Source organism: Bacillus sp. ISL-47 (assembly GCF_018613175.1).
Lineage (GTDB): Bacteria > Bacillota > Bacilli > Bacillales > Cytobacillaceae > Cytobacillus.
Map to the genome: position 1 here is coordinate 15,131 of NZ_JAGGQS010000022.1, position 26,412 is coordinate 41,542.

The 26,412-nt window shown below is 37.2% G+C and carries 26 protein-coding genes and 1 pseudogene; 9 read left to right on the forward strand and 18 right to left on the reverse strand.

The genetic code is table 11. The features are described from left to right. Positions 1 to 125 precede the first annotated feature (125 nt). From J7I93_RS08565 to J7I93_RS08580, 4 genes are all read right to left on the reverse strand, one after another. Complete coding sequence (locus J7I93_RS08565) at positions 126 to 755, reverse strand: TetR/AcrR family transcriptional regulator (RefSeq protein WP_214725249.1); 630 nt, start codon at positions 753 to 755, stop codon at positions 126 to 128. Positions 756 to 918: 163 nt separating this feature from the next. Beyond that, positions 919 to 1,650: an exonuclease domain-containing protein gene (locus tag J7I93_RS08570; protein ID WP_214725250.1), complete on the reverse strand. Its 732-nt coding sequence runs from the start codon at positions 1,648 to 1,650 to the stop codon at positions 919 to 921. Continuing rightward, entirely contained in the window at positions 1,650 to 2,633 is a 984-nt protein-coding gene (locus J7I93_RS08575; RefSeq protein ID WP_214725251.1) for a DUF294 nucleotidyltransferase-like domain-containing protein, read from the reverse strand. Before J7I93_RS08575 ends, J7I93_RS08570 begins: the two co-directional genes overlap by 1 nt. A 38-nt stretch (positions 2,634 to 2,671) precedes the next feature. Continuing rightward, positions 2,672 to 3,940, reverse strand: a complete 1,269-nt coding sequence (locus J7I93_RS08580; RefSeq protein WP_214725253.1) for an ammonium transporter — start codon at positions 3,938 to 3,940, stop codon at positions 2,672 to 2,674. Between the two features lie 275 nt (positions 3,941 to 4,215). Between J7I93_RS08580 and J7I93_RS08585 the strand changes: the two genes are divergently transcribed. Continuing rightward, positions 4,216 to 4,410, forward strand: a complete 195-nt coding sequence (locus tag J7I93_RS08585) for an alpha/beta-type small acid-soluble spore protein (RefSeq protein WP_110067807.1) — start codon at positions 4,216 to 4,218, stop codon at positions 4,408 to 4,410. Between the two features lie 271 nt (positions 4,411 to 4,681). Next, positions 4,682 to 4,807, forward strand: coding sequence for a hypothetical protein (locus tag J7I93_RS25395; protein WP_285289070.1), 126 nt, complete (start codon positions 4,682 to 4,684; stop codon positions 4,805 to 4,807). A gap of 546 nt (positions 4,808 to 5,353) precedes the next feature. Here the strand turns inward: J7I93_RS25395 and J7I93_RS08590 are convergent. The 4 genes from J7I93_RS08590 to J7I93_RS08605 form a co-directional block, all read right to left on the reverse strand. After that, the gene (locus J7I93_RS08590; RefSeq protein WP_214725255.1) at positions 5,354 to 6,280 is read right to left on the reverse strand and encodes a COX15/CtaA family protein; all 927 of its coding nucleotides are present in this window, start codon (positions 6,278 to 6,280) and stop codon (positions 5,354 to 5,356) included. A 415-nt stretch (positions 6,281 to 6,695) separates the two neighbouring features. Beyond that, a complete protein-coding gene (locus J7I93_RS08595; protein ID WP_214725257.1) occupies positions 6,696 to 7,514 on the reverse strand; it encodes a GNAT family N-acetyltransferase in 819 nt (272 codons plus the stop codon). 59 nt (positions 7,515 to 7,573) lie between these two features. Beyond that, positions 7,574 to 8,962, reverse strand: coding sequence for a YjiH family protein (locus J7I93_RS08600; protein ID WP_214725259.1), 1,389 nt, complete (start codon positions 8,960 to 8,962; stop codon positions 7,574 to 7,576). 48 nt (positions 8,963 to 9,010) lie between these two features. Then, positions 9,011 to 9,865, reverse strand: coding sequence for a MurR/RpiR family transcriptional regulator (locus tag J7I93_RS08605; protein WP_214725261.1), 855 nt, complete (start codon positions 9,863 to 9,865; stop codon positions 9,011 to 9,013). A gap of 317 nt (positions 9,866 to 10,182) precedes the next feature. On the opposite strand from J7I93_RS08605, the gene J7I93_RS08610 reads away from it, so the two are divergent. Further along, positions 10,183 to 10,665, forward strand: a complete 483-nt coding sequence (locus J7I93_RS08610) for a hypothetical protein (RefSeq protein ID WP_214725263.1) — start codon at positions 10,183 to 10,185, stop codon at positions 10,663 to 10,665. 779 nt (positions 10,666 to 11,444) lie between these two features. On the opposite strand, the gene J7I93_RS08615 is transcribed toward J7I93_RS08610, so the two are convergent. Both J7I93_RS08615 and J7I93_RS08620 read right to left on the reverse strand, forming a co-directional pair. Then, the gene (locus J7I93_RS08615) at positions 11,445 to 11,909 is read right to left on the reverse strand and encodes a GNAT family N-acetyltransferase (RefSeq protein WP_214725265.1); all 465 of its coding nucleotides are present in this window, start codon (positions 11,907 to 11,909) and stop codon (positions 11,445 to 11,447) included. 135 nt (positions 11,910 to 12,044) lie between these two features. Continuing rightward, entirely contained in the window at positions 12,045 to 13,022 is a 978-nt protein-coding gene (locus J7I93_RS08620; RefSeq protein ID WP_214725267.1) for a proline dehydrogenase family protein, read from the reverse strand. Between the two features lie 1,027 nt (positions 13,023 to 14,049). Here J7I93_RS08620 and J7I93_RS08625 point away from each other — a divergent pair. The 3 genes from J7I93_RS08625 to J7I93_RS08635 all read left to right on the forward strand — a co-directional run bounded on the left by J7I93_RS08625 (position 14,050) and on the right by J7I93_RS08635 (position 16,254). Further along, the gene (locus tag J7I93_RS08625) at positions 14,050 to 14,562 is read left to right on the forward strand and encodes a DUF3231 family protein (RefSeq protein WP_214725459.1); all 513 of its coding nucleotides are present in this window, start codon (positions 14,050 to 14,052) and stop codon (positions 14,560 to 14,562) included. Positions 14,563 to 14,954: 392 nt separating this feature from the next. Next, positions 14,955 to 15,776 carry an STAS domain-containing protein gene (locus J7I93_RS08630; RefSeq protein WP_214988517.1) on the forward strand — a complete coding sequence of 274 codons (822 nt, stop codon included), beginning with the start codon at positions 14,955 to 14,957 and terminating at the stop codon, positions 15,774 to 15,776. A gap of 208 nt (positions 15,777 to 15,984) precedes the next feature. Continuing rightward, the gene (locus J7I93_RS08635; protein ID WP_214725269.1) at positions 15,985 to 16,254 is read left to right on the forward strand and encodes a hypothetical protein; all 270 of its coding nucleotides are present in this window, start codon (positions 15,985 to 15,987) and stop codon (positions 16,252 to 16,254) included. A 20-nt stretch (positions 16,255 to 16,274) separates the two neighbouring features. Here J7I93_RS08635 and J7I93_RS08640 read toward each other — a convergent pair whose 3' ends face one another. Both J7I93_RS08640 and J7I93_RS08645 read right to left on the reverse strand, forming a co-directional pair. Next, a complete protein-coding gene (locus J7I93_RS08640) occupies positions 16,275 to 16,448 on the reverse strand; it encodes a DUF8096 family protein (protein ID WP_214725271.1) in 174 nt (57 codons plus the stop codon). 271 nt (positions 16,449 to 16,719) lie between these two features. Next, positions 16,720 to 17,954, reverse strand: a pseudogene (locus tag J7I93_RS08645) (IS110 family RNA-guided transposase). Between the two features lie 1,250 nt (positions 17,955 to 19,204). On the opposite strand from J7I93_RS08645, the gene J7I93_RS08650 reads away from it, so the two are divergent. Further along, entirely contained in the window at positions 19,205 to 19,651 is a 447-nt protein-coding gene (locus J7I93_RS08650) for a DNA mismatch repair protein (RefSeq protein ID WP_214725273.1), read from the forward strand. A gap of 226 nt (positions 19,652 to 19,877) precedes the next feature. Here the strand turns inward: J7I93_RS08650 and J7I93_RS08655 are convergent, their stop codons facing one another. Continuing rightward, a complete protein-coding gene (locus J7I93_RS08655) occupies positions 19,878 to 20,102 on the reverse strand; it encodes a hypothetical protein (protein ID WP_214725275.1) in 225 nt (74 codons plus the stop codon). A gap of 508 nt (positions 20,103 to 20,610) precedes the next feature. On the opposite strand from J7I93_RS08655, the gene J7I93_RS08660 reads away from it, so the two are divergent. Together J7I93_RS08660 and J7I93_RS08665 are read left to right on the forward strand one after the other, a co-directional pair. Beyond that, positions 20,611 to 21,072, forward strand: coding sequence for a CarD family transcriptional regulator (locus tag J7I93_RS08660; protein ID WP_214725277.1), 462 nt, complete (start codon positions 20,611 to 20,613; stop codon positions 21,070 to 21,072). Positions 21,073 to 21,995: 923 nt separating this feature from the next. Further along, complete coding sequence (locus J7I93_RS08665; protein WP_214725279.1) at positions 21,996 to 22,472, forward strand: hypothetical protein; 477 nt, start codon at positions 21,996 to 21,998, stop codon at positions 22,470 to 22,472. Between the two features lie 176 nt (positions 22,473 to 22,648). On the opposite strand, the gene J7I93_RS08670 is transcribed toward J7I93_RS08665, so the two are convergent. The 5 genes from J7I93_RS08670 to J7I93_RS08690 all read right to left on the reverse strand — a co-directional run bounded on the left by J7I93_RS08670 (position 22,649) and on the right by J7I93_RS08690 (position 26,412). Beyond that, positions 22,649 to 23,338 (reverse strand): N-acetylmuramoyl-L-alanine amidase, encoded by a 690-nt coding sequence (locus tag J7I93_RS08670; RefSeq protein WP_214725281.1) that lies wholly within the window; start codon positions 23,336 to 23,338, stop codon positions 22,649 to 22,651. Between the two features lie 122 nt (positions 23,339 to 23,460). Then, entirely contained in the window at positions 23,461 to 23,712 is a 252-nt protein-coding gene (locus J7I93_RS08675; protein ID WP_214725283.1) for a phage holin, read from the reverse strand. Position 23,713: 1 nt separating this feature from the next. Next, a complete protein-coding gene (locus J7I93_RS08680; RefSeq protein ID WP_214988519.1) occupies positions 23,714 to 23,983 on the reverse strand; it encodes a hemolysin XhlA family protein in 270 nt (89 codons plus the stop codon). A gap of 40 nt (positions 23,984 to 24,023) precedes the next feature. Next, positions 24,024 to 24,323 carry a hypothetical protein gene (locus J7I93_RS08685; protein ID WP_214725285.1) on the reverse strand — a complete coding sequence of 100 codons (300 nt, stop codon included), beginning with the start codon at positions 24,321 to 24,323 and terminating at the stop codon, positions 24,024 to 24,026. Positions 24,324 to 24,333: 10 nt separating this feature from the next. Next, on the reverse strand, positions 24,334 to 26,412 hold the full coding sequence (locus tag J7I93_RS08690; protein WP_214725287.1) for a phage tail spike protein: 2,079 nt from the start codon (positions 26,410 to 26,412) through the stop codon (positions 24,334 to 24,336).

Sequence of the window (26,412 nt, forward strand, 5' to 3'; positions counted from 1 at the left end):
AGCGAGAAGAGCGTGTTAAAGGGAGATCCCGCAGGCGTTAATGCGCCGTGACTGCTCTCGGCTCGCTGAGCTCCTGGAGTGTATATCAACAGGCAAGTTTAACCGAGTAAAAATTCAAGTAACGGCTATTTATCTATGTAAAGAGCCCTTCTTAACAGCTCAAGATACACATCCATTTCGGCCATTATTTTATCAATATCAATTTGCCCCAGGTTCGCAGAAATCACTTGATCCTGCTGCTGATTGCCAAAACCTTCGATCGTCCAATAGATGATATCTACTGCTCTTTTAATATCAATACCTTCTTTAAATTGAGATGTGTCGATATCCGAAAAAAACTTCTTATAGCTTTTGGACAGCATTTCTTTATTTCTGCGTTCAAGTTCGCCTTTCACTTCCTCAGCCTCTTCCATGTAGGCCGCTTTAAAAAAATTTAATATTTCAGGATATACATCAAATAACTCAAATTTAATTAATGTGATTTGACGCAGCTTAATGAAGATATCCCTTTCTGACCAATCCAGTTTTTCCGATATTTTTTCAGAAAACACCTCCATCAAGTGATCATACAAAAATAAATACATATCTTTTTTATTATTAAAATAATGAAATAACAATCCCTTGGAGATGTCAGCTTCCTTGACAATTTCGTTTGTTGAGGCATTACGGTAGCCTTTTTGTGCGAATACTTTTGTTGCCGCATTTATGATCCGATCCCGTTTCTCCGGATCTAAACTTAAAAACTTGGAAAACATTTTTTGTCTCCTTCACTTCATTTTTGACCGAATCGGTCAACTACAATTTCATTATATCCCTCTTGACCAAACTGGTCAATAAAGTATAAGAATTTTTTCAGCATTTTATGCCACAAAAAAAGATCAGCCTGAACGTTAAGTTCAGAACTGACCTTTAAAGAATTCAACTAAGCTTTGCCAGACGCTCATAAACGTCCTTTAAATTTGCACAGCCTGAATTCTGCACTTTTTCACTTAATATACACCATAGCTGCGCGGTAAGCTTCGCATCCCCGAGCGCATGATGGCGGCCAATCACGGGAATGCCATGATATTCACACAGCTCTTCTAATTTGAAAAGAGCCTGATCAGGTTCTGCCACCCTGTAAAGGAAGGACGTATCCAATATTTTATGCTTAAAAGGAGTGCGGTACAACTTCCAGCAGCTGTGGCGCATAAAGCTTTTTTCATGATTTGCATGATGGGCAACAAGCGGCATATCCTTAACAAATTCAAAAAATCTGATCAAAACGTCCGCTAGGGAAGGTGCTTCAACTAATTGACCCTCAGATAACCCGGTTAGTTCCTTTATTTCTGGAGGAAGATGTTTATCATATTGCACGAGGGAATAAAAACAATCTTTGTCGCAAATTTCCCCTCCGATTATTTTAACTGCTCCAATGGAAATGATTTGATCACCTTTATCCGGATAAAACCCTGTTGTTTCGATATCAAACACAACAACATTTAACTTTCTGATGGGTATGGCCATTGAATCGGCATTTTCCAGTTCCCTTTGCATTTGCCTGATAAACGCCATATGCTGAGCGTTCTGTCCATTCAAGCCCCCAAACATATTGGAATGAAGCTTCCCTTGAATTCCTCTGACAAATTGTACAAAAGGATCGAATCCCATTACACTACACCCTTTTCAACGGTCCTGATCACAAATTGATGAAGCTTTTTTCCATCCCTTAAAATACTTCTTAATTCATTTCTCTCCCCCTTCGTTAAGCTTTTTAATTGCAGGAAGTGGGTATCATCGTAGGTATCAGTTTGTTTATAGGCCAGAAGCCGCCATTTTAATAAAGTGGCAAAATTGTTTTGGTATCTGTTCATTACTGCACCATAGTCTTTCATATCTTGAAGCTTTTCCAGCCTGGCAATCGTTGAAGTTTCAAATATCCCTTCTTTGATAGATAGAATCCGAACCGCATTTACATAAGGGATAAATGCGGTGTATTTGAGATCCAGCTTACCTTGATGGGTTCCTTTTTCCTCCGGAAGAAGCTGGCCAAGCGGACCAACCGCATTTTTCATATGCATACTCGTTTCCATCAGCCGGCTCAGCAGATTGGGATCATGGTTAATACGATTATGAATGAGTGATTTTAATTCTCCAATATATTCATTTTCACCAGCCAGCGCTCGGCTATCGTAGAAAATATGCAGATTTCTCATTGTTTGCAAGCTTCCTTCTTCCATCCAATCTGATATCTGTTCCTTCCACTCCACTAAATCCCTGCACCATATCGGGTTGGAACTCATTACCTTTCCTTCGCAGCAGGGGTATCCAACTGTCTCAAGTCCTTCTGCTATCTCCTCGCCCAGCTTCAAAAAGTATGTTGCAGCCTCAGGATCTTTCGCTTCATATATCAGCCCATGGTCCTGGTCGCTTAAAAAGCCTTGTTCCTTTCTCCCCCCGCTTCCCGTAGCGAACCAGGCGAACTTCCATGAGGGCAATTTTTCATTATTCATTCGATCCAAGGCTATATCAAAAACTGTTTTCATAACACGATCATGAAACTCATTCAGCGCATAAGTATCAGACCGAAAATTCAAGATTTGTTCATCTTTCCATTTTTTCAGGGATTGATAAGATTTATTTCCGCAAGTCATCCGGACACTTCCTTTAAGGAAGCCCGTATTTTGAAGGTTTACGAGCTTAACCTTTTGTTTTCTTCAGCAATGAATACTTCCGGGTATCCATAGCTGCCGTGTTCACTTAAATCCAATCCCATAATTTCTTCTTCCTCTGTTACACGAAGTCCTCCCATTAACTTCTTGGCGACTGCCAGAGTAATGAAAGATACAGCAAATGCATAAAGTCCGGATACTGCTACCCCCATAAATTGTACGCCCAGCTGTTCAAAACCGCCTCCGTAAAATAACCCTGGCTTTCCAACTGTGGCCAGCTCTGGTGTTGCAAAGAATCCTGTAGATAAAGTTCCCCAAATTCCTGCTGCACCATGGACCGACAAAGCATAAATAGGATCGTCGATTTTTCTCTTTTCAAAGAACCTGACACTATAGAACACAAGGATTCCAGCCACAAGCCCAATTACAACTGATGCCCATGTATCAACAAAAGCACAAGAAGCAGTAATGGCAACCAAGCCTGCCAAAGCCCCATTAAGCATGGTCGGTACATCTGATTTGCCCATTACCATCCAGGAAATAATCAATGCAGCTACAGCGCCAGCTCCAGCAGCCAGGTTTGTGTTCAATGCTACAAATCCAAAGAAGCCATCTTCAACTGATAAGGTGCTGCCGGCGTTAAATCCAAACCAGCCGACCCAAAGAATCAGTACGCCCAATGCAGTATAAACTTGGTTATGTCCATATATGTTGTTTGCTGAACCATCTTTATTGAATTTTCCAATACGCGGTTTTAGCAAAATAGTGGCAGCCAGCGCTGCCATAGCACCTGTTAAGTGAACAACTGTAGAACCGGCGAAATCCTGCTTGCCATGCTCTGCAAGCCACCCGCCGCCCCAGATCCAATGTGCAACAACCGGGTAAACAATTGCGGAAAACAATATAGTAAAAATGAGGTAAACGGATAATTTTGCACGTTCGGCAAATCCGCCTAGCGCGATCGTGATGGCAATGCCAGCAAATGCCAGCTGAAAAACGAAGAATACAGGAGAAGATAAGCCCATCCCTTCAAGCTCAGCACCCGAGTAGAAGAAATTTGAAAGTCCGACTAAAAAGTTGGCATTATCACCAAATATGAAACCAAAACCTACAGCCCAAAACACAAGTGAAGCAAGCCCGAAAGTAAAAATGGTTTTGCCTGCAATATGGCCGGCATTCTTCATTCTTGTCGAACCAGCCTCAAGCATAATAAATCCGCCTAACATGAAGATAACTAAAATGGCTCCTAACATTACCCATAAACTGTTCATTAAAAACGTGGCATCCAATTTTATTTCCTCCCTTAGTTAATGATGTAAGTAATATTAATATATTCATGTTATATTTTCTTACATCATTTAATTTAATCTTATTTTATCCTAATTTACCAATATGTCAATGTGTTTTTTATAATTTTCTAAATTTTATGTTATAAAACCTCACATGTTAATTATGTTTTGATGCAAAATTATTGGCAAATTTAAAATGGTATCTGCCTTTCATTAATCGGTTAAGTTAAAAACGAGCATGTATTTGCTCAAAAAATCGTCGGGAGTGATGTATCATGGCAAGAAACAAACTTTTGGTGCCCGGTGCAGAAAATGTATTGGATCAAATGAAGCAAGAAATTGCCAATGAGTTTGGTGTTCAGCTTGGTGCTGATACGACCGCACGAGCAAACGGTTCTGTCGGGGGAGAAATGACAAAACGTCTTGTCGCCATGGCAGAACAGCAGCTAAGAAACCAGCAAAATCTTTAACATACGGCTTCTTTAGCTTGGCCGGCCCTAAACAGGGGCCGGCTTTTAGAATCGCGCTGTTTTTTCACTAAAATCAGTGGTTTATTCGCTAATTTACAAGTTTGTTCGCTAATTCCCCTGTTTTATTCGTTGGTTTTTGTGATTTGTTCGCTGGTTTCAATGAATTATTCGCTACGCCATAACTTTGTAAATATTTTCCACCCAGTTAAAAACTGCGAATAAACGGTCCCCCCACGCTGCAAAATAAAGCAGAGAAAAGGAGGTTATGACCATGACAAACAAAAATGACAATCGCGAAAGAAAAAACAAATATCCAAATAACAAAAAGCAGGACACTGAATTCTCAAAGGATACGGATATTCGCAGTGAAATAACAAAAAGGGATATGCAAAAGTAACCTGCATTCTATTTTTAAGCATTTGGATACCCTGACCACGGGCGGTCCGACGCTCCTCCCGGGGTCTTCCTTTGATCCGCACTCCTGCAGGACTATGAATAAACAACAATAAGCTTTAACAGAGCCAAGCATTAAAAAAAGGCTCGTCAAAAGACGGCCTTTTTAAGTAAAAAGTTTATATAATAAGTAAATAGCTCCTACCAGGAGCCATACGTAGGTACCTGGTCATATTGGAGGCAGTGATTTTGCTTTTTTCCCCTCAACCTGAGAGGAGGGTCTGCTAATGCCTCAGGTTCCAGTTTTGCAATCTTCAGCATTATTCTTTTTTTCTTCAAGCATGTTCATTCCCCCTCCTAAAAGAGTCATGTAAAGGCTCATTTATCATCTATTTTATACCTGGATAGGTATGATGTAAAGGTTTAAATTTTTTTCTGCCCTATTGATGAGATCCTAATGTCTCCTTACAAAGCCCGACAACTCTTCTTTCTCTTTAGGCGGCCTTTTCTGTAGTAAAAAATCCCTCTGCAAAAGCAGCGGGATACTTAATTAATCTAGGTATTGCTGCCTGCTCTTTACTGCTCTCAGGGTAGTTTCCATGCTATGCACAGTAGACGCATATACTCTCGTTTCAAAAACAAAAGCAAAAAGTGCAGTGCCCAGCGCCAGGTGGAGGACGGCCCATGAAACTTCAATGTAACTAATGATTGTGATTATGCCGATGAGTATTTGGCCCATCACAATTAATGAGGCTGCCATTAGCCTATTTTGCAAACCAGCATTCCATCTTTTCTTAAAAGATATATATGTAAGAATAAATATATAAAATGCTAAAACACCAGCTAGCAGCCTGTGGCCTGTTTGGAACATCCCCGGTATGGATGCAGGAATAAACCCATTACCACACTCGAGCCAGCCGCATGCCAATCCAAATGCCTGATGCTTTATATAAGCACCCAAAAATAAAGTCAGCACCACTAGCAATAAAACAACATTTAGATGGGACGATACTGCTGTATTCTTTCTGTTTTTACCCAGCGAAAGCTGATTTCCATTCCCGAAAGCGATTTTTCCCCATATCCATATTAGATTTGCCAGGAAAAGCATAGCAATGATCAGATGAATGGAAACAACAATGGCCGGTAAATCGAGCAGAACGACTACTGCTCCTAATAGTATTTGAAGAATGAGAAGAATCATTAATCCCCAGGAAGCCGATTTTAAATCCGGGTCAGGTCTGGATTGTTTAATTTTAAGAAATAGCGCAACAGAAATAATCCCAAGTATTGCGCCAATTACCCGATGAGCAAATTCAATTAAAGTATCCCCTTCAAGAATTGGTATCACCAGTCCATTACATAAAGGCCACTCTGGCCCGCAGCCCATACCAGACTCAGAGGATGCTACATAGCCCCCAAATACGATTAAGATGTATGTCAAAATAATTGTTATGAAAGCTAAACCCTTTACGCTCAATCCATGCACCCCTCTTGCAAATGTTTTCAAATTTGTCACTATATTAACAAAAATCAGACAAAGTTTCGGTGACATGGGTCACAAAGAGGAGGAGGAAATAGAAGTCAGACGAGTCATTTGAGCAGTTATTACTCCACCCCAAAAAAAACAGTCCATCAAAACGATGAACTGTTTTTCTCCCTTATTCCTGTATAGTTTTTATTGCTTTAAAAATATCCTGCTAAAAATAGTTACATTTTCTACTATTCTAATGGTAGTTTTTCAAAGCCCATACCCGGTTTTTCAGGAACGATAATATAATCGTTCTGTATGTCCTTCAGGATCGATGATATCCTGTTTCCAATAGTGCGTGGATTGTGCTGTATCACCTGGAAGAGTTATGTTGAAGAGTATAGTATTTTAATTTCCATTCTATCTAGCGGAAAACATTTTCTTTTTCTAAGAGATATAAGTATTGATTTTCCCTGTTTGGATCTTTGACTAAATCAGTTACAATCCAGCCTTCGTTTATATAATGGATAAAAACGTCTTTTGTACTTTCTCTCCATTTTAATGCAAGTGAAAAATTCTCTTTCTTGATGTCCTGAAAATTCCCTGGTACGGGTACGAGAAGCTTATCGCCGGCATGAGACAAGTCGGTTTTTAGTGGAACAGAATGACCGTTTTCAGAACGGGTTTCTATCACGATCGGCAATTCAAAAGTTTTCTTGCTCCAATTTGATGCTTGTTCTTTAATTCTCCACTCCACTAAAAAGCGGTCAGTTGGAACTCCCGCATTCATTTGATCTGACATTTCTCCATAGGCATTTTCAAAATATCCCGTACACACCGCACCAAGTTTATGGAGATTTAAATTGGCATTTACTGTTTCCAGTGGATCGTACGTCCAGGAAATGAGTTCATACCCTTTTTCCAGGGCTGTTTCTTTTTGGGCTACTTTCAGCTTTTCCCCGATTCCAAAAGAGCGGTAGTCAGCATGAATCCCAAGGCTATGAGAACATAAATAGACCTTATTTCCATCAAATCCAGGAAAGCTGTACTGAAAACCTATTAAGGCTTCTTTAAAAAAGGCCCCTAATACAAATCCGCCATTTTTGACTGTTGCCACAGTATGATTTACTGGCACTGCATCTTCCACGCTCCAAATGCGTGTTTCCAGCTGATATACAGCTTCCAATTCTTCAACCGTATGAAGGCTCCTGATTGACAGTGATGATAATAATTCTTTCTTCAAATTCTTCCCCCCGGCTGAGTCTAGTTGATTCACCATTGCAAAAATAATCCCATTTCTCATTAAAATATAATATGTGCAATAACCACTACGATTGGCAGCGTAATGATTGTACGCAGCAAGAAAATAAGAATTAAGTCTTTAATACTGACGGGAAGCTTTGAACCAAGCAGCAGACCACCCATTTCAGACATATAAACAAGCTGTGTGACAGATACACAAGCAATTACAAATCTTGTCAATTCACTTTCAATTCCACTTCCAATAACTGCTGGCAGGAACATATCCGCAAATCCTACTACCATTGTTTGTGCTGCTTCTGCCGCTTCCGGTATTTGCATCAGTGCAAGGATTGGCTCAAATGGTTTTCCAAGTATCGTGAAAGCAGGTGTATATTCAGCAACAACCAATGCCACCGTACCAATCGCCATAACAATCGGCAATACACCCAGCCACATATCAAGGACATTTTGGAAACCTTCCTTGACCACTGCCGCTGCACCTTTATTGGTCTGCGCTTTTTTAACCGCATTATTAATGCCCCAATTTACTGCGGATACATTAGCAGGAATGGAAGTTTCCTCTTTAAGTTCTGTGCCTTCATAGCCCGTGTTCGCTTTTCTCGATAGCGGAGGAATACGAGGCATGATAATAGCCGCCGCAAGTCCCGCAAGAATAATCGTAAAATAATAATGAAGGAAATATTGCTCCAGGTTCATGTATTGAATGATAACAATTGTAAAAGTAATAGAAACAACTGAGAAAGTGGTAGCAACGACAGCGGCTTCACGCTTCGTATAATAACCGTCTTCGTATTGCTTCGTTGTCAGAAGGACACCAATTGTACCGTCTCCCACCCAGGAAGCCAGACAATCAAGGGATGAACGGCCCGGGAGCGTGAAGACAGGCCTCATCACTTTAATAAGCAATGCACCAAAGAATTCAAGCAATCCAAAGTTTAAAAGCAAAGGCAATAATAAACCGGCCAAGAGAAAGGTCGTAAAGAGAATCGGAATTAAATCATAGATTAATAACCCGCCGGTATTTTCAGAATAAATCGGTTCAACGCCCATTTCAAACAAAGTTATAATAGCAAAAACCATTCCAAGGAATCTCGCTGCAAGCCAAAACTTGCTGACATTGAATAGTTTATCTAGAAAAGGGCTATTCAATATAAATGAAGGCTTAAATACTGTAGCGATTAATGATCCAATTACAGATAGACTGATCACAATGACGGTGATGGCATAAACGGAATCACCCAATAAAGCTCCTATCTGGCCTGCCAAATATGCTACGGGAATGGTAATGCCTTCCCCATCACTGATTGGCACCATAAATAACAATATTCCCACTAAAGACGGGATTAAAAATTTCAGATAGTCTCCTGTCGCATACGATTTCAGCTGTACTTGTTCACCTTCTGGCATTTTCTTAGAAAGACTGCTCATTCGTATGTACCCCCTTTAATTTTCTCTTTAATTCCCCTTTGTTCATCACTACTCAAGAAATAATTCTTTTTCAGCATACAGAATCTCAAGCTTTTGCTGCCTTTTTGTAATTCTTTCATGGTCCCGTTCTTGTATTCCTGCGATAATCACCTCAAGCAAACTTACAACTGATGCTATGGAGTGATGGCCAGAATCCATATATTCGTCAGTAGTAAGTGTGACTGCAGCCATTTGCCCCACAGGCGATAGCTGGCGGTCTGTAATGGCAATGATCCGTGAACCCTGTTTTTCAGCATAAGAAGCCAGCTTAAAAGAATCCCTGCGATATCGCGGAAAAGAAAAAATTACAGCTGCGGCATGCTCTGTTAAATCGCACACATCCTCAGGCAAAAAACCGTTTGGACCTGAAATAAACACATTTCCCCTTAACTGCTTAAGCGTGTAATAAAACCAGTATGCGGCCGCAAAAGAACTGCCAAAACCTCCTATATAAACCCTGTCTGCGTGAATTACAGCATCAATCGCTTTCCAGATCTCATCATCATTAACCTGATCAAGCAATTGCCGAAGTATTTTCCTCTCTTGATCAATTACTCTCCTGAACAAATTTTCTTCTTCATCAGTCTCTGATGAAGAAAGCTCTTCGCATGGTGTGTGCTGTTTACCTGCAAGCCAGTCTTTTCTGACCAAATCCTGCATTTGGGAATAGCCGCTGAATCCTAGGGCATATGCGAGCCGGATCACGGTTGTTTCACTGACTCCCACTTTCCTTCCGATCTGAAATGCTGTTAAAAGCACCGCTTCATCAGCATGATTCATAAAAAATTCAGCTGCTTTTTTCTGACCAGGAGAGAGTGAGGAATAGCTCGCTTTAATCATTTGGCTTAATGTTTTGATATTCATGCTATCTCCTCTTGAATAGTGCAGGAAAAACTTCTTATGCAAAGTATAAAGCATTAAATACTTCTCCCACAAGAAGATTTTCTACTATTCTAAATTATATTTTTATTCCTATTAATCTATAAGACCTATTTTTTCTTCGAAGGAAATCCTTCTTTACAAAATATTAAAGGATGAAATACTTCTTTTGCAAGGAAAAAATGTATTTTTAAATAAAAAAATTTATTTTTATACATTAAAATACTCAATGACCCAAAGGGTCCCTTTCACTGCTTACGTGTAAAAAATGATATAGTAGTTAAAAAGTCAGGAGGTACAAAATGATTGCCAGATGGCTGGGCGTTAATATTTTTACAATTCTTTTGATTCTGCTGTGGAGCTGGTATCAGGGGTATGATTCAAACAAAATCTTATTGGGGAAAGTACTGGCACAGGCAGCTTTTATTTTATTTTTAATAAACTTGAATATGTATTTCATATTCCTCCTTATCCGAAAAAGCAAGATAAGGAAAGTAAAAATAACCCTTGCGAAGATATCGAAAAGAATGATGAAATATCATGTTGCTATTGCTGCTACAGCATCACTGCTTATAATCGCACACGCTGTGATTATGATAACTGCCCTATTTGAAGATCTTTGGAAAGCTAAAACAGCAAGCGGATTGATTACATGGATCGTTTTGGCTGTTCTCTTATTTAGCGGTTTATTGCGGAGAAGGAAGTCTACGGGAATGCGAAGAAAATTTCATTATATAATGGCCTTTTTATTTTTCGGGTTTGTGTTTTTTCATGTTTTTATATAAAGGTATATGGCCCAATTATATTTTATTGTTCTTTAAGTGGATGGATTTGTAGTAAACTTACCTTTTTTGCGCCAACTCCACTTATCTTCCTCCACCTCCGGAACTACATCATTTCATAGGTTATACATGGGATAACTTCTCATCAATAGCTGCCATCTCAATGAAAATATTACATAAATAGAATTTAATAATAATAAAATTTAACAAATTAACCTGCCATTCTATCCTTTATGGAGTTGAAACCAAAATTGCAACCTAAAATGATGGGGGTGTCCCAAAAGTATAGCTTTTGGGTACCCTCTTTTTCCAAAACAATCGCTCTATAAAATTGGCCCGTTGATTTCCGCTCCAGGGACTTAGCGAACGAGGCGGTCCGGGAGCCTCCTCGGTGCATTCGCACCTGCGGGGTCTCACGGTGACTCGCTTCTCCCGCAGGACTTTGAATAAACATCTCTGAATATACACCGCACGAAGAAAATGCGAATGCATTCTCGAGGATCGCCCTTTCCGCTCCAATCAACAGGATGCAAGAATCAATATCAGCAATACATCAAGGTGAAAAAAGAAGAAAATGTGAAGGCATTCCTTTTAAAAAACTTTATTAAAAACAAAGATGCAAAGACCGTTCAGATCTCCATCGAGATCCGAAAGGAGCAGATTAGAACGAATATCTCCTCTAATTTTGTATAATTAACCCGAAAATGAGGAAAAATGCATTCAAAACAAAAAACTGACTCAAAAGAGTCGTCTTTCAACGACCTTTTGAGTCAGCCTTTTTGCTATACTTTAAGCCGGTAGACAGGTTCAGGATGAAATGCCTGAAAAATCTCACCAGTTGGTTCAAAGCCAGCTTTTTCATATACTCTAATGGCTGGCTCATTCTCTTTGATAACCGATAAATAGATTTCATCACAAACATACATTTCTTTCATTTCCTTTATTACCAGGTTAATCGACGGGGTTCCGTAGCCTTTTCCCTGAAACTGATGCCCAAGCATAAGGCTGACGAGTTCATAGCGATTTTGCTCTTTGTCCAGCCCATGTGTAGCAAAGCCAATTACCATATCACCATCATATATTGCTTTGCAAGTCCATCCATTGACTGAAGCCAATGCGATAAAAAAAGCATTGGATCCTACCATTCTTTCGAATATCTGAAATTTCTTTTCCTGCTCTTCCTCAGATTTGAGGTTAATGATGTCAAAAAAGTTTTTCTCTGTTACAGGCTTTAATTGTAAATTCATGCATACTCCTCTTTCCCTCTTTACAAATAATTCACCTATAGAATTCGTGTTAATCAAGATATTTCCTTTTTATTTAGGAAAATATGTTTTTACATATTTAAAAACCTCCCTTTTCATCAAGGAAGGTTTTACAGATTATTTATTTTTACGCTGCTTTGTCAATCTACCCAATAAAAATGCACCTGCTGCCACACCCAGCATTGTATTCGTTTTCTGGTTGAATACTTGCTTGGCAACAAGGTTTAGGTTTTGCGGCCTTTCTGCAAGGCGGCGCATAAAGTAGCCATACCAGTCGTTCCCGAAAGGAACATACGTACAGAAGTTATAGCCTTCGCTCGCAAGCTTTAACTGCATATCCTTTCTGAATCCATATAACATTTGGAACTCAAACTTTTCTTTCGGAATATTGTTAGCCCTTACAAATTCCTTTACATGATTAATAACTTTATGGTCATGAGTGGCAATGGATGTAAATTTCCCATTCAGCAAATGCCATTCTATAAGTTTAATAAAGTTTGTGTCAATTTCGCTTTTTTCCTGATAAGCAATTTCCTCAGGCTCTTTGTAAGCACCTTTTACAATACGAAGGCGGAAGTCTTGATATTTTTTGATATCATCCTCAGCACCAAAGAAGTATGCCTGGATAACCGTTCCGACGTTATCATATCCCCTCGACAGTTCATCGAGTATATCAAAGGAAGGCTGCAGACGTTTGGAGTCTTCCATATCCATATTCACAAAAATGCCATAGCGGCTGGCTCTATCCACGATCTCTCTTACGTTGTCAAGACAGAAAGTGTAATCAATATCAAGGCCCAATTGTGAAGGCTTTAGAGAAATATGTGCATCAACTTGATTTTTATGAATAGCTTCAATTACACCAAGTATTTGTTTTTTCGCTTCTGTCGCCTCTTCCTTCTTGTATACAAACTCCCCGAGGTTATCGACAGTACAAGAGATTCCATGTGCGTTAAGCTCTTTAATGCTGTGGATCGCTTCTTCTAAATTCGTTCCCGCAACAACACTCTGCGCCCCTAATTTCAATCCATACTTCTTTGCCGCAGTATTCAGAAATTCGTTTTGGGAGAGGCCTATAAATAGATCTTTCAACATAGAAATATCCCCTAACTCTTGTAAATTCACTATAATTATAGCATAGTTTTTTAATAAAATTTATTTTGTGAATTTTCCTATTTTAACGTTTCCCTATCGCCTAATAGGTAAAACATTCTTATGAGTTTTTGCAGCTAGTTTTACTTTATTGAATAAATTATATTATTATAAAGATAATGTTGATAGATTTCATCTGTGCTCACAAAGGAGCCAATAGTACTCCAAAGGGAGGTAGCTGACAGTTATGTTGTCATTACGTATCAAGGGACTGACTTGCAGCATATCGTTGTAAGCGAGACCTTTGCCATGTTGGTAAAGTGATTAGTATAGATTTTTCCAGACCTTTACCAGACAGATGGTAAAGGTTTTTTTGTCATCTTTAAAATGAGGAAAATTATATTTTAAAAGCTGAAGGCCCCTACACAAAGAGGACTTTAGCAACAATTACATATTAAATAAAGCTTGCCCTTCTCTTTACCAAGAGAAAAAAGAAAACCAAAATCAACATATTTCATAGGAAGAACCATGGTAATTTAACTACATACAAAAAGATCCTTGGCTATCATGGTTAGCCAAGGATCTTACCGATGATTCCGACTGGGTTCGAACCAGCGACCTCTACCCTGTCAAAGTGGCAAACAGCCACGGATACAATAAATTCATTAAAGGAAATCCCTTATATATCAAGGCTTCAGAAGGAATGAAGTTTGTTCTTTTAGGTTTAAAAAGGGCCATTGTTGACCGTGTTCGTCAACAATTCGTCAACAACTAGTACTTGTGCTCATTTTGATTTCTTATTCAACTAAAGCACCCGTTCGTTGAAAAATCACCTTCTCCTTTAGTGCGCATTTTTTCCGAACTGTGCAGCAAAACATTTATCCCCTAGTAGTCTGTCATATATACCCTTGCAAAAAAACTCCTTTTAAGTGAATATTTTCCTGCATGCAAATACATAATATCCTTATACTCTATTTCTAGTTAAAAGGAGTAACCCATGAATATTCAAAAAATGATAAGGAGTGTAGTTATGGGAATATTAAGTGGTAACCCCCAGGATGAACCCATGCATTATGGTGAGGTAATTTCGACTTGGACTCACCTATTGACTAATAATGGCCTAATTGCCGGATATCAGTCTTTTATTAACCATACTGGCGACCAAGACTTAAAAAAACTCATAGAAGAAGCGATACAGGGTTTGAAAAACGAAAACAATCAATTGCAAGAATTGTTAAAAGCAAATGGAATTGGATTACCACCTGCTCCCCCAGATCGCCCTAATGCAAATTTAGAAAGCATCCCAGTAGGAGCCAGATTTACTGATCCCGAAATAAGTGCATCAGTTTCAAAAGATGTAGCTGCTGGATTAGTTGCATGCAGTCAAGTAATGGGTCAAAGTATTCGTGAAGATATTGCTATGATGTATGGACAGTTTCATATGGCAAAGGCCCAATTTGGCTTAAAAATGTTAAATCTTAACAAAGAAAAAGGTTGGTTAATCCCTCCTCCTCTTCACTACAATGAATCTAAGGATTGCTAATGTATCAAGCGCCTCTTTTTAGGCGCTTTTTCATTATGAAGCCTATTTTTTTATTTCGCAGTTTGTGTCTAATACGACATAACAGTTTATAATTTTTGTTTAACAAACCTACCCAGTTAGGTCGAATAACAAAAATACCCCTTGTGTGCACTGGAGCTCTTGCCCCGTTTTAATATTACAATATATCACCATCTTGCGTTGTCCTTTTGGCTAACCCGAGTCCCCCCAAAAAAAAGGGACTATTATGGTATCCTACTCATTCAACTCTCCACCTTTGCTATTCCTAGCTTAAAAATAATTTTGATAAATGGAGTTTAAAGGTCATAAATAAGGGGTATAACTAATAGGTTATTTCTTTTTAAAAAGTAGAATTATTAGGGGGGCTCGAAGGAATGGATATGAAACAAGTTTTAAAGGAAGAGTTACTGCATTATATAAACGAAAATGGGAAACATTTTGAAAATAAATTACTAAATGAAGCAGTAAATGTTTCGGCTAAAATCAATGATATTTTAAGAATGGGAAACATTGATTTATTAAAAAATGCCAGGAAATTAATTTATTTCATAATTAACCGAAATAATGATGAATTAGTCTCTTTTGCTAAGCAGGAAGGGGTTGCTTGGGCGGAGCATTCATTAACACTTGCATTAAAATTAGAATGGGTTCAAGCAATTAGGAGAACTTTGTGGCAGATAATCAGTAAGCTTAACGTTGAAAAGGATCTAAAAATTCAGGATTCAGAATTTTTTGAATTAGAACAAGTAGTAAATGATCAAATCGATCAATTTCTTAACAATTTCTTCCTTAGTTACTCAGATTATAAAGACCAAATGCTCTTTAAACAGCGAGAAATCGTGGAACATTTATCAGTTCCAATTATCCCAGTCAGCGATACTGTCTCCGTTTTACCTTTAATTGGCTCAATTGACTCATTTAGAGTTCAAATAATAGAAGAGAAAGTATTAAACGAAATAGCTGTCACGAGAATCCAAACACTTGTTATGGACCTATCGGGTGTTGCTACGATGGAGAAGAATGTTATAGATGATTTTCGTATGATCATAGCTGGAGTGGATATGATGGGTTCCAAAACCGTCCTTACGGGACTTAGACCTGACCTTGTTAGAGAAATGGTACGTTACGGAATCAGCCTTCAAAAAGATGCAGAAACAAAAGGTACCCTCCGAGAAACGTTAAAGAAATACCTTTAATTAGTTTGAATTGGATTTATATAAGTCTGATAAATTTTAATAACCTGCTCTCGGATGCACAATAACGCATTTTTGGTCTAATGCAACATACCAGCACTATTATTCAACTAAACCGCCCCCGTTTGTTGAACAAGACATCAATGTTTTGCGCTCATTGAAAACAGAACGTTTGTTTGTGTATAATTAAATTAAAAAGGAAGTCACTAAAATGAGGGTAGTAATTGAAACAATGCTCAATATTGAAGGCAATAGAGGTTCAAGCCGCGGAGAGTTTTTCGTTCGAGACCGAGATTTTAAAGATAATCCAAACTTTGCAATTGCAGTTGTAGTTGTAGCATACGAGTGGATCCAGCAGCAATGGCGTGAATCTGGGTGTAGGGACTTGGTCATTGAGATGGTTACCTGGAACGAGGAGAATGATATTACTGTGGATGTAAGACGGATTGAGCCAATTGTTAAGGATGACCTTCCTTTTTAGCAAAATAAAAAAGTCAATTATCAAATCGACTTTTTCATCCCGCAATTACTGCACTCTCTAAGGAATTCACCATTCCCTACTTTTGATTTAAAATGAGAATTACCACAGTAGTCGCAGCGTCCAGCTTGTTTATCAGGCAATTCATTGTAGGTGTAGACTTTATCCAGATCAATATTATCGTAATCGTATTCCATGATGTCACCCCAGAAGATACTATATCAAATGGAATAGGAAAATAATAGCCCTCTCAGATTGATATGATCCCCTTATAGTANNACTATAAGGGGATCATATCAGTTGAGAAGGGCTTTATGATTTCTTATTGAACTAAACCAGCTAATAGTTTGTCAATATTTTTCAATAAAAACTTAAAATATCCCATGCTATACTAAAAATATGCATGCCAAATAACCTTCCACTATTCTGTTCTTGGAAGGATTTGTGTTACTTAGTTTAATTTTGATTCTAAGCTATATCTTGGAAAGTCGTTCTGTGTTTTAAAAGGGCAAATATCCAGTGTAAAAGCTTATTTACACAAGCCATAACAGCTACTTTAAAAGGTTTTCCTTCATCACGCTTTTTATCATAAAACTCTCGTAATTTCTTATTTCGAGGCATGATTTCATCGCTTGTTTTGCTCTTACGACAGTCACGTATAGCACAACGAACAGCCATATATAAGGCGTGACGAAGCCTACTGGATCCTCTTTTTGTGATTCGATTTTTGGTGGCTGTAAACTTACCAGATTCGAATACACTTGGGTCAACTCCAGCGAAAGCTACCAGCTTTTTAGGATCAGTAAATCGATCTATCTCCCCAATTTCTGAAATGATCGTGGCAGCGATCTTTTCTCCTATACCAGGGATAGATTTGATAATATTATATTCTTCAACTTCTTTTGCGAGGGCATCTATCTCAGACTCTAATTTGGATAGGTGCTCTTTGTATTGAAGAATTAAGTTAATATACATTCCAAGACTTAATATATGACTCTGATAAACCGTCTTTTCAAAAGGATTTCGTTTTGCCGCAGCTTGAGCTCAATAGCTTTTTCATTTGCCCATCTATAAGATCGACTCTTACATAATTCAGCGATTTTATCTGCTAGTGTTTCTTTACTTACCGCTAAAATATCCTCAGATGAGGGAAACTCTGAAAGAGTTAAGAGTGATACGATTGAATATAAGTCACCAAAAACCCCTCGATATTCGGGGAAGACTTGGTCTAGGATTGCTTGAAATTGTAGCTTCGTTTGGACGAACACCCCAGTAATATTCTCGTGTTGTCTTGTAAGGTTCCGAAGGTTTAATAGTTGGACTCCTCGTTTTTTATATGGCTCCAGCTCCTCTTTATAAAACAGTTCACAGAGGTGGTAAGCATCAACGGCATCTGTTTTTACTTTCCGAAGACTTGAACTTTTAGCCTTATAAGAAATCAGTGGATTAATGATGATCAGTAAATATCCACGGTCCTCCAAATATTGAACAACAGGGGAATGATAATGTCCTGTTGCTTCTAAAACAATAGGTGGTTTCTGACCAGTTTGTCTCTTTACTTCCTCCAGAAATTCTACAAGTAAACCAAGACCTTCAACAGTATGCGAAACTTTAAAACTCTTACGGTACGGTTTACCTTTTTGCAAAAATGCTTGAACTTGGCTTTCCCCTTTGGAAACATCCAGACCAATGACTGGAATCATTTATAAATCCTCCTCCTAAACTAATGATTTGCCAGTACCCCTAATTCCTCCATGCAGTGTCACAGCTTCGCTTGTTATACGAGATCTATGTCCCAACCAGCCTCAAACATGTTTCTACAAGTAGGGGGCGAACGGTTTAGCTGACGGGGTCAAAGCCCCACGGGCAGGTACGTTCTACCCTGGCTACTGATATAATAAGACCAAATAAAAAATGGTCAACCAGAAATATCTGGTGACCTTATAATACGGAGGGCAGGTTAGTTTAAGTACAATTCTTCATAAAGTTAATGAAAAGCCTTTCTTTCTAAAACAACTAACGCACCGAATCATTTGACTCAATGTGTTAGTTTTATAATTAATTACACCATTCATTTTCGACACCTTGGCATCGGCTTGGTTCTATTGTGCTTGGATGGCTCTCTTAATACACGAGTTTTCAAGTGGTGTTCACTGTCAGTTCAGCATAATGTTTACTTTCTTTTTAAAACGTTTGTTGAAATACAAAGATTTAGACATAATAATTCCGATTCTCTTATCTCAATAACAAATTGAGAAGTTTTACTAGAAGGGTTTGCTGATGGAAAAATTTTATGTGAAAAAGGGTTGACGCGGCAGCTCTTTTTCTTGTTTCACAACGTGGCAGTTTACTTAAGTTGAAGAAGATACTCTCTAAGCTCGAATATGAGTTCTTTTTCTTTGGGGAAATATCAACATGATTGTTTAACAGAACTAAAAAAATAAAGCCGCTATAAGAAGCGGCCTCTAATTTCTTTATTTTATTTCTGCAAATCTTTTGAAGCAGGTTCTTTAGGCTGTGGTGGTGATAAACGTTCTAAAGCATCCGCAATTCTTCGCAATTGTTTAACCATTTCTTCGGATTGTTGATCGTTCATACCCGTTTACTTCCTCCCCAAGTCGTTCAGACTTAAAGTAACTATAACATAAACCTACTTATTTTAAACGCTCTGTTAAAGAGGATGTATTAAATAAATATTGCTATATAAAGATGTAAAGAGGTATATCAAATCTTATGTAACTGATTATTATTGTTTGTGGAAATTCTTATTAAGCAAAAGGGGCATATTAGTGGAACAAGACTCCATGTGCAAGAAACGTCAAAACGTAAGAATCAACTGCTTTAAATTAGGTTTATAAGGGATGAGATTGTTGAATTTGGTGGCAAACTAATAGAATAAGGAAGTTTGCAAAGACTAAATCCCTTTAAAAACCAGGTAAAGTAGGAGTAAATAATGAGTATAGAGATGAAAAAAGAGCATCTTATCCAGTATGGTTTAAAAGTGTTTGAAGAAATTGGGGCTGACGAAATTTGCAGTATCTGTATTAGAAGTGGAAATTCTTGTTGTCAGGGATGTGAATTTTTGAAGGATAAGGAAGGTTGTCAAAAAAGGAACACATCTTGTACTGCATGGTTATGCGGCTTACAAAAACATTATTTTAAAAATATTGGGTTATTGGATGATTGGGAAAAATTCTGGACAGAAATTCCAGGGAAATTACACCGTGGAGATGTAACTCCTGATTGTGTAAAAGTGAATACATTCCTTAAAGTTAAACACCTAAATAAAAACCCAGGAAAGTTAATGGCTGATACTTTCAAAACTTTTGTGAAAGATGGTGGTAACTTAGAAAAATTAGAGAGAAATTTACAACACGATTTTGTTATGGAAAAACTATAAATATCTACTGCTTGTAATCGTTTTAGGAAAAAAAAGAAAATTGCAGCACATAGAAATTGAATAGGGCTGGAAATTCATTAGATGTATTGGTATAAATTAAAAATGATTATATTATGGTTAAAAGGCTGTTGAGACAGCCTTCTTTTTTATTCGTTACGAAATTGATTGTTAAAGACTTGGTACGGTATGTCGTATTGTTGTGATTTATCGAATAATGCAGTACTGGTTATTCTGAAGCATACTTAATTATGCCATGTAAATAAACGGAGTATTCTCGCTGTATGCATTCTCTTAACTTGATTTTTCCTTCATTTTCTAATTCTGCAACTAATTCTTCAATCTTTTTATCATCTTGTTTTGCAGTCTTTGGAATCTCTGTCGCAAACAAATTACCTCGACTGGAATTGCGTAGATTTTTTAATAAATCAGCTTTATTTAATACATTCAGCATAAATCATTCCTCCTTGGTTCTTTCGAGTAGGTGTTAAAAAAAGCGTTAATCAGACATACTGACTAACGCTTTGCGAAGTAAAAAATATCTTGTTGGATGCTGCTCCGGAACTTGGTTATCGCTACAGTTATTAAGTTCAATTAGTAAACGTCCAAGTTCTTTAATAAATAGTAAGCATTCAAATTCACTTACCATAGCGTACTCTCCCTTACATAGGATAAAACACTATGTCAACAAAGACTATCACAGTCTTCATATATATACGATCGAGTAATCTAACTAAAACATAAAAAAGCTGTGGAAATACAATAGCAAATTTGACATACGCGGGAAAATTAACCTTCCCTTTATTGGTAATCCGACACGATTCATATTGTTTTTGCTTTTATTGATTTTTTAAGAAAAAGTAGTTGACACTGAAAATAAATTTATGATATTATTAAAAATTTGATAAAAAATAATATATGTGTTAAGGTTAAGAAGGTTACCATATATGGAGGTGGATTATTTGTTTCAAATTGGCGATAACATTGTTTATCCAATGCACGGAGTAGGTATAATTAAAACCATAGAAGAAAAGGAAATCTCAGGGGAAAAACAACAGTATTATGTCATAAAAATGTTAATCGGTAATATGCAGGTCATGATTCCTACGGGTAAAATATTGAGTTCAGGTATACGCCCTGTTACTGACATAATTGAATTAAAACACATCATAAACATTTTTCATCATGGAGAATCAGCTAGATTACTGCCGTGGAAACAAAGGTATAAAGTGAACACGGACAAAATAAAAACGGGTAAAATACAAGAATGTACTGAAGTTGTACGTGATTTAATGCGTATGAAGAAAGAAAAAGCACTTAATACAAGCGAAAAAAAAATGTTAGATAATGCACATGAATTTTTGATTAGTGAACTGGGATTAATTAAAGGCATTACTGAAAATCAAATAAAAAGTTTCTGTTAAGGTTAATTTAAGATAATATTACATCTCCCGAAAATATCCTGAATTTTTTTGGGAATATGTTTATTATTAAAAGTAAATCTTTTTAAAGACATTCAACTTCTCCAACTAACTTTTAGAGCATTAACCTCTTTTGTTATTTCTACAATCTAACCCATTTTTATTATTTAAATTTCCGTTACGAACCTTTGAAGTTTCATCAAACAACTCGATAAATAGTCACTTGATTTTTGCAATCCTGATTCACACTGGCACGGACAAGGAGCCGTAAGGATGAAAGAGAGGTAGGGCTTTCATTGTTTTAGGTATACAATATATTATTTAAGTCATTATTTCTAGAAGAAAAAACAATCAATCTCACTTCTATCTTTAAGAATTTTTTACATCTACTTGGACAGTGAAAAAACGAATTGGTAACACCAAATTGTCAACTACAAAAATGGTTTCCAGACCAGGAAATCATTTTTTATTTTATTTACATAACAATAGTAAAGATTACTGATGATGGTTTTAAATCCTTTGATGAAGGGCAAATTGAAATCTCTTTAATCTTTCATTATTAGTATAAAAATAAACGTGATTCTTACAATTGTTAAATGATTAAAATTTGTTTATTAATGAACAAATCTAATAAAATTGTCCATTATCTATGTGAAATAATTTATGTATGTAGTTGAACAGGATGGGAATACCTTTTAGCTCATGTTTTGCAGAACATAGTGGATTATGGTGTAGAGGAATATATAGTTACAAAATCAGATTGTGAAAGAATGTACTTAAGCTAACGGGTAGTTATCCTTTAAGAATTGGTTGCCAAAAACGGTAGCCTTTTTCTTATTGAGGCGAAGGTACAGGTTTGTAAAGTAATCGTACACATCTGGATTAATTGTTAAAAAATACATATCATAAACAATGGAGGTGGTATAATGAAAAACTCAAAATCATTTTATTTAGCTTTGTTAATTTTACCCTGGCTAACAGTGCCATTATTAGGTAGAAATTCATTTAAAAAATATCTTCCAGCAGCAATATTTATGAGTACATTTACAGAAGCAATAGATTTATTTGGGGAAAAGAAAAAATGGTGGCGATTTTATAAAGGAATACCACCTTTAGATAGTATGAACTTTTTTAATTTTGGTCCTTACATTGTTTCAAGTCTTTGGATATTAAAATTGACTTATGGGAAATTTCCAATTTATTTAATTTCTAATACGATACTTCACATTTGTTTTATCTATTTAGGGGGTGTAAAACTTGTAAACCGTTATAAAATATTTTCTTTAGAAAAATTAACCAAATTCCAATACTTAATAATCGACTTCTTAAGGGCATTATTACTTTATAGTTATCAATACATCATTGATTTCAGCCATAGTAAAAAAAGACATTCTAACAAATAAGCAAATTGTATAACGAATTTGTAAAAATTTTCAAGCAAAACACTATTCATATCCTTTTTATATTGCAAATTGTGAAGGAATTCACTTAAACTAATGGGTGCGTTTCTTCAATTAGAGAGTAAAAATTAAGCCCTCCACTAAAGAAGGGCTATTTTTATTTAGGGTATGCCATATGTTTATTTCACTCGAAGTACTTGTCCTACGTAGATAATATAATTATCATCAAGGTTGTTCCAGTCTTTAATCTGCTGGATCGTACTACCATATGTCCTACTCAGTGAATAAACTGTATCACCAGAAACAACTGTGTGATAAACAGCTGCATTTTTCTTTGGAAGATTAAAGCTTTTAACAATTCCATTTACATGGCCCCGTACCAGATTTTCAATAAATGTATTAGATTTTAATTTAGCTGCATCATTGGCATTGTCTATAAAGCCATTTTCCGTTAAAAGTGCTGGCATCCTTGTTTCCCGTAGCACATGGAAATTGGCTTGCTTTTTACCACGATCATAGAAATCAACCAACTTAATTAATTCAGCATGAATATTGTTCTGATATGTGGTTGTAGGTACCCCTACTCCAGGATAAACGTAGTCTTCATAGCCAGTTCCCCCACCGGCATTAATATGGACTGACAGGAAGAAATCAGCTCCCCATGCATTAGCAGCGTTAGTACGTTCTGTTAAGGAAACCGTTTGATCTCCTGTCCTGCTCATACGAATTGAAACATTATCATATTCAAGGGTTAGGATATCTTTTATGCGTGTTGCAATTTGGAGTGTTATATTTTTCTCCTGAAGTCCATTTCCTACTGCACCTGGATCTGTACCACCATGGCCTGGATCAATAAATACTTTTACCATGTTAATCACCTCTAATAATATTTTTACTCCAATGAAAATAAACTACATGTATTACCGCTCTTGCCCGTTACAAAACCATCACCCCTTTCAATACATAAGAACAAGCCACCCAATTGGGCAGCTTATTTCTTAATCAATCCTTGTGCTTGTAGCGCCTTTTTCTGCTGTTGTGCTTTTCTGCTTGCATATGTGTTCTTCCATACTGTCCAAGCATTTACTGCAATGAAAATAGTCAACAAAATGAAATTAGCAATATCGCTGGCAAAGGGAGTTATGTCCACACTGAAAACAGCCTTTAATCCTAGGGCAAATAAAGAAAGCCACCCGCTTAAAAGGATGGCCCAGTCTTTCCATGTTTTCGGTTGTTCGTACATTTTAAGCTCCTCCTTTAAATACTGTAAAAATGATTGCTATACCGCCGCCAATTATAGCTGTGAAAACGGACATAATAATGGCGTTTGTAATTGTTCTTTTTAGCCATTTAGTATCTTCTTTAATTTCTTTTAGATCACCTTGGATATTCTGGATTATTTGGTCTTGCAAGAGTGTTTTATCCTGTAGCCGGCGAATATCACCTTTCATTTCTTCAATGTCTTTTTTCACAGATGTCTTCCATAAATCCATTGTTTCCGCCTCTTGTCTCACCTACAATCCCTCCTTTAAAGCAAAAGAAAAAAGACCCTATTCAGGTCTTAAAATCTTCTCGAATCTCCCGAATTAATAAACGTAAATAATATCGTTGAATTTCCTCATTAAGAGGTAATTCTCCCGTTTTAAACGGCTCGTCAGTGTCATTAACAGGGATATTCATGTTGAAAACTTCAATACTTTTGCACTCGGAATTTGGGCATTCCACAACTAGATTTTCAAACTGATTAAATTCAGGAAGAAACTTTTGAACTTTTCCCGTAACATCAATAGTGTTCTCAAATCCACAGTGTCCGCAAATATTAATTAACTGATTACTTATCATTTCTTTTATCATATGACTCCCCTTATGCTGTGTAAGTTCCGCGCCAATAATAATAACCGCCATCTACTCCATTGCCATTAACATATATCCAAAAACCGTTAGGGTTTATGTCAATGACATTTGCTGGTCTGTTACTAGAAGAAACAGTTAATGCAACACTTGACGGAGTGTAAGATTTTTTCATTTTAAAATTAACACCTTGGCCTGCTACGGCTGACGTTGTTGTATTTGCCGCCATACCCCCACAGCCACAAAATCCTGTTTCAACATGACTTGAAATAGGTTGGTTTCCGTTGAAATACACATCCGTTCCGTCCCAAAACCTTGTTAACCCGCTTAAAATATCTAGAATATTGCCTTTAACTCTAATTTGATTAGATTCAATATCCATCCCCAAATATGTTCCTGTGATCTGTGTAGACATTCCTCCATGCGTTACCCCGTCGTAAAAAATAACCCCTTTTTTATTGAACCGATCCTCATAAGCAAATTGCAGATAAATGTTTTGGCCAACTTTCACATCTGTTAAAACGTCAATACTACTTCCACCAACTAGATCACCTGCAATTTGCAACTTTCCCAATATATCTACAAAGAAAACATCTTGCCACGGGGATGATACATCATTACGACGTTGTATTTTAATTCCGTCAGTAGCACTTTCCACAACCCGAACCAATCCATCCGAACGGGTAATCGTTACACCGTTATCTGCATCAAAATTCCAGCCGTTTGTATATGAAACACCCTTCTGCACCGCATTGTTTGCATTCTGCTCTATTGTGGCAGCAGGTGTAGAACCTACATTTTCGGTATTCTTTGCAGTATTATCCCCGGTAACATCAGCCCCGGCTTGTGCAGGCTTCAAACTTTCAACTGTTTTTCCATCTGTATAAACGATTTCATTAGCAGCAGGAACACGTTCCCATTCTTTTTCTTTTTTCAAAAGAACAGATTGAAGAATTTTTATGTTTTCATCAGCATTTGAAACAGCAGGAAGGAATTGACCAAGGACAACTTTGTCATTTTCAGGGTCAGTAAAGGATCTTGTCATTTCAAGAACTCGAGCTTCAAGCATTAAAGCTGGCTTGAGAGAAAGATCCTGAACAAGAACCGTGTCACCGATCCGAACTTTTTCATGCTCATACCCTTCAACGTTTTCAAGAAGGGCAACAAGCACTTCATAATTCATTAACCCATTCTTGATATGCTGAAGTTTTTCCCAAGTTTTATCAAGAAGGACACCAGGCTGATCAGTATCATATTCAAAAGTTCCGAATAAATGTTTTAGATTTCCGTTTTTATCCCTATGACCCCATCTTTGCAGGGCTTCAGGATCCCCAACCCAAGCTTGACCAACTGGCTTGTCAAAGGCATCACCTGAAGCCTTGGATCTTAATTCATTTGAAAAATTTAATGTTACCCCAGTTTCATTTCCTTTTCCAACACCGATCAAGGCGGTAAATACAGTCGACCTATCAGCAATTCTTCTAACACCAACAAGATCTTTTTCATAGGTGAAGGTTTTCCCGGCATCTTCTCCCCGTTTTATAAGAAGATCTGCAAACCTTCCTGAAACCTTCCCATTGTGCATCTCTACCCTGAAACGAAGTTCACCGCCAAAGACATCTTTTATTTCATGAAGGAAACCGAGAGAAGTGATATGATTATCAAAAGAAAAATCTTTTGTGCCAAACCATTCCACAATTCCTACATCCCAACGTGTATCAAGTAAGGCATCATTCATAGCCCCTTCAGCTGTTCTTCCAAGGAATGAAGAAGGCCTAATGATCGTTTTATTCAGTTCTTCCCAACCATATTCAGCATAAATGTATTTCTTCAGTCCTTGATCATCACGGTATTCATCCACCCTAGAAATTTGAAATAAAAGAAGATGATCATCCAATCCCTTTCGGATCAGATAACCATCTTCCAAAAGATATGCAGCATCATTGTGTTCAGCAGGCACTTCAAATTCATAAGCAAGGTATCCATCATTCAAGCGTTCAGTCATATTATCATTAAAATATGGACAGGCATCAGGAACCTCATTGTTTAAAGTTGCTACCACATTTTCTGCATTGTCTAAAACAAAGATCAT

What these genes read in the sequence shown, in the direction of transcription:
- J7I93_RS08565 (WP_214725249.1), bottom strand. Translation starts at nt 755, where the DNA reads ATGTTTTCCAAGTTTTTAAGTTTAGATCCGGAGAAACGGGATCGGATC.
- J7I93_RS08570 (WP_214725250.1), bottom strand. Translation starts at nt 1,650, where the DNA reads ATGGGATTCGATCCTTTTGTACAATTTGTCAGAGGAATTCAAGGGAAG.
- J7I93_RS08575 (WP_214725251.1), bottom strand. Translation starts at nt 2,633, where the DNA reads ATGACTTGCGGAAATAAATCTTATCAATCCCTGAAAAAATGGAAAGAT.
- J7I93_RS08585 (WP_110067807.1), top strand. Translation starts at nt 4,216, where the DNA reads ATGGCAAGAAACAAACTTTTGGTGCCCGGTGCAGAAAATGTATTGGAT.
- J7I93_RS25395 (WP_285289070.1), top strand. Translation starts at nt 4,682, where the DNA reads ATGACAAACAAAAATGACAATCGCGAAAGAAAAAACAAATATCCAAAT.
- J7I93_RS08600 (WP_214725259.1), bottom strand. Translation starts at nt 8,962, where the DNA reads ATGAGCAGTCTTTCTAAGAAAATGCCAGAAGGTGAACAAGTACAGCTG.
- J7I93_RS08605 (WP_214725261.1), bottom strand. Translation starts at nt 9,865, where the DNA reads ATGAATATCAAAACATTAAGCCAAATGATTAAAGCGAGCTATTCCTCA.
- J7I93_RS08610 (WP_214725263.1), top strand. Translation starts at nt 10,183, where the DNA reads ATGATTGCCAGATGGCTGGGCGTTAATATTTTTACAATTCTTTTGATT.
- J7I93_RS08615 (WP_214725265.1), bottom strand. Translation starts at nt 11,909, where the DNA reads ATGAATTTACAATTAAAGCCTGTAACAGAGAAAAACTTTTTTGACATC.
- J7I93_RS08620 (WP_214725267.1), bottom strand. Translation starts at nt 13,022, where the DNA reads ATGTTGAAAGATCTATTTATAGGCCTCTCCCAAAACGAATTTCTGAAT.
- J7I93_RS08625 (WP_214725459.1), top strand. Translation starts at nt 14,050, where the DNA reads ATGGGAATATTAAGTGGTAACCCCCAGGATGAACCCATGCATTATGGT.
- J7I93_RS08630 (WP_214988517.1), top strand. Translation starts at nt 14,955, where the DNA reads ATGGATATGAAACAAGTTTTAAAGGAAGAGTTACTGCATTATATAAAC.
- J7I93_RS08635 (WP_214725269.1), top strand. Translation starts at nt 15,985, where the DNA reads ATGAGGGTAGTAATTGAAACAATGCTCAATATTGAAGGCAATAGAGGT.
- J7I93_RS08640 (WP_214725271.1), bottom strand. Translation starts at nt 16,448, where the DNA reads ATGGAATACGATTACGATAATATTGATCTGGATAAAGTCTACACCTAC.
- J7I93_RS08650 (WP_214725273.1), top strand. Translation starts at nt 19,205, where the DNA reads ATGAGTATAGAGATGAAAAAAGAGCATCTTATCCAGTATGGTTTAAAA.
- J7I93_RS08655 (WP_214725275.1), bottom strand. Translation starts at nt 20,102, where the DNA reads ATGCTGAATGTATTAAATAAAGCTGATTTATTAAAAAATCTACGCAAT.
- J7I93_RS08665 (WP_214725279.1), top strand. Translation starts at nt 21,996, where the DNA reads ATGAAAAACTCAAAATCATTTTATTTAGCTTTGTTAATTTTACCCTGG.
- J7I93_RS08670 (WP_214725281.1), bottom strand. Translation starts at nt 23,338, where the DNA reads ATGGTAAAAGTATTTATTGATCCAGGCCATGGTGGTACAGATCCAGGT.
- J7I93_RS08675 (WP_214725283.1), bottom strand. Translation starts at nt 23,712, where the DNA reads ATGTACGAACAACCGAAAACATGGAAAGACTGGGCCATCCTTTTAAGC.
- J7I93_RS08685 (WP_214725285.1), bottom strand. Translation starts at nt 24,323, where the DNA reads ATGATAAAAGAAATGATAAGTAATCAGTTAATTAATATTTGCGGACAC.
- J7I93_RS08690 (WP_214725287.1), bottom strand. Translation starts at nt 26,412, where the DNA reads ATGATCTTTGTTTTAGACAATGCAGAAAATGTGGTAGCAACTTTAAAC.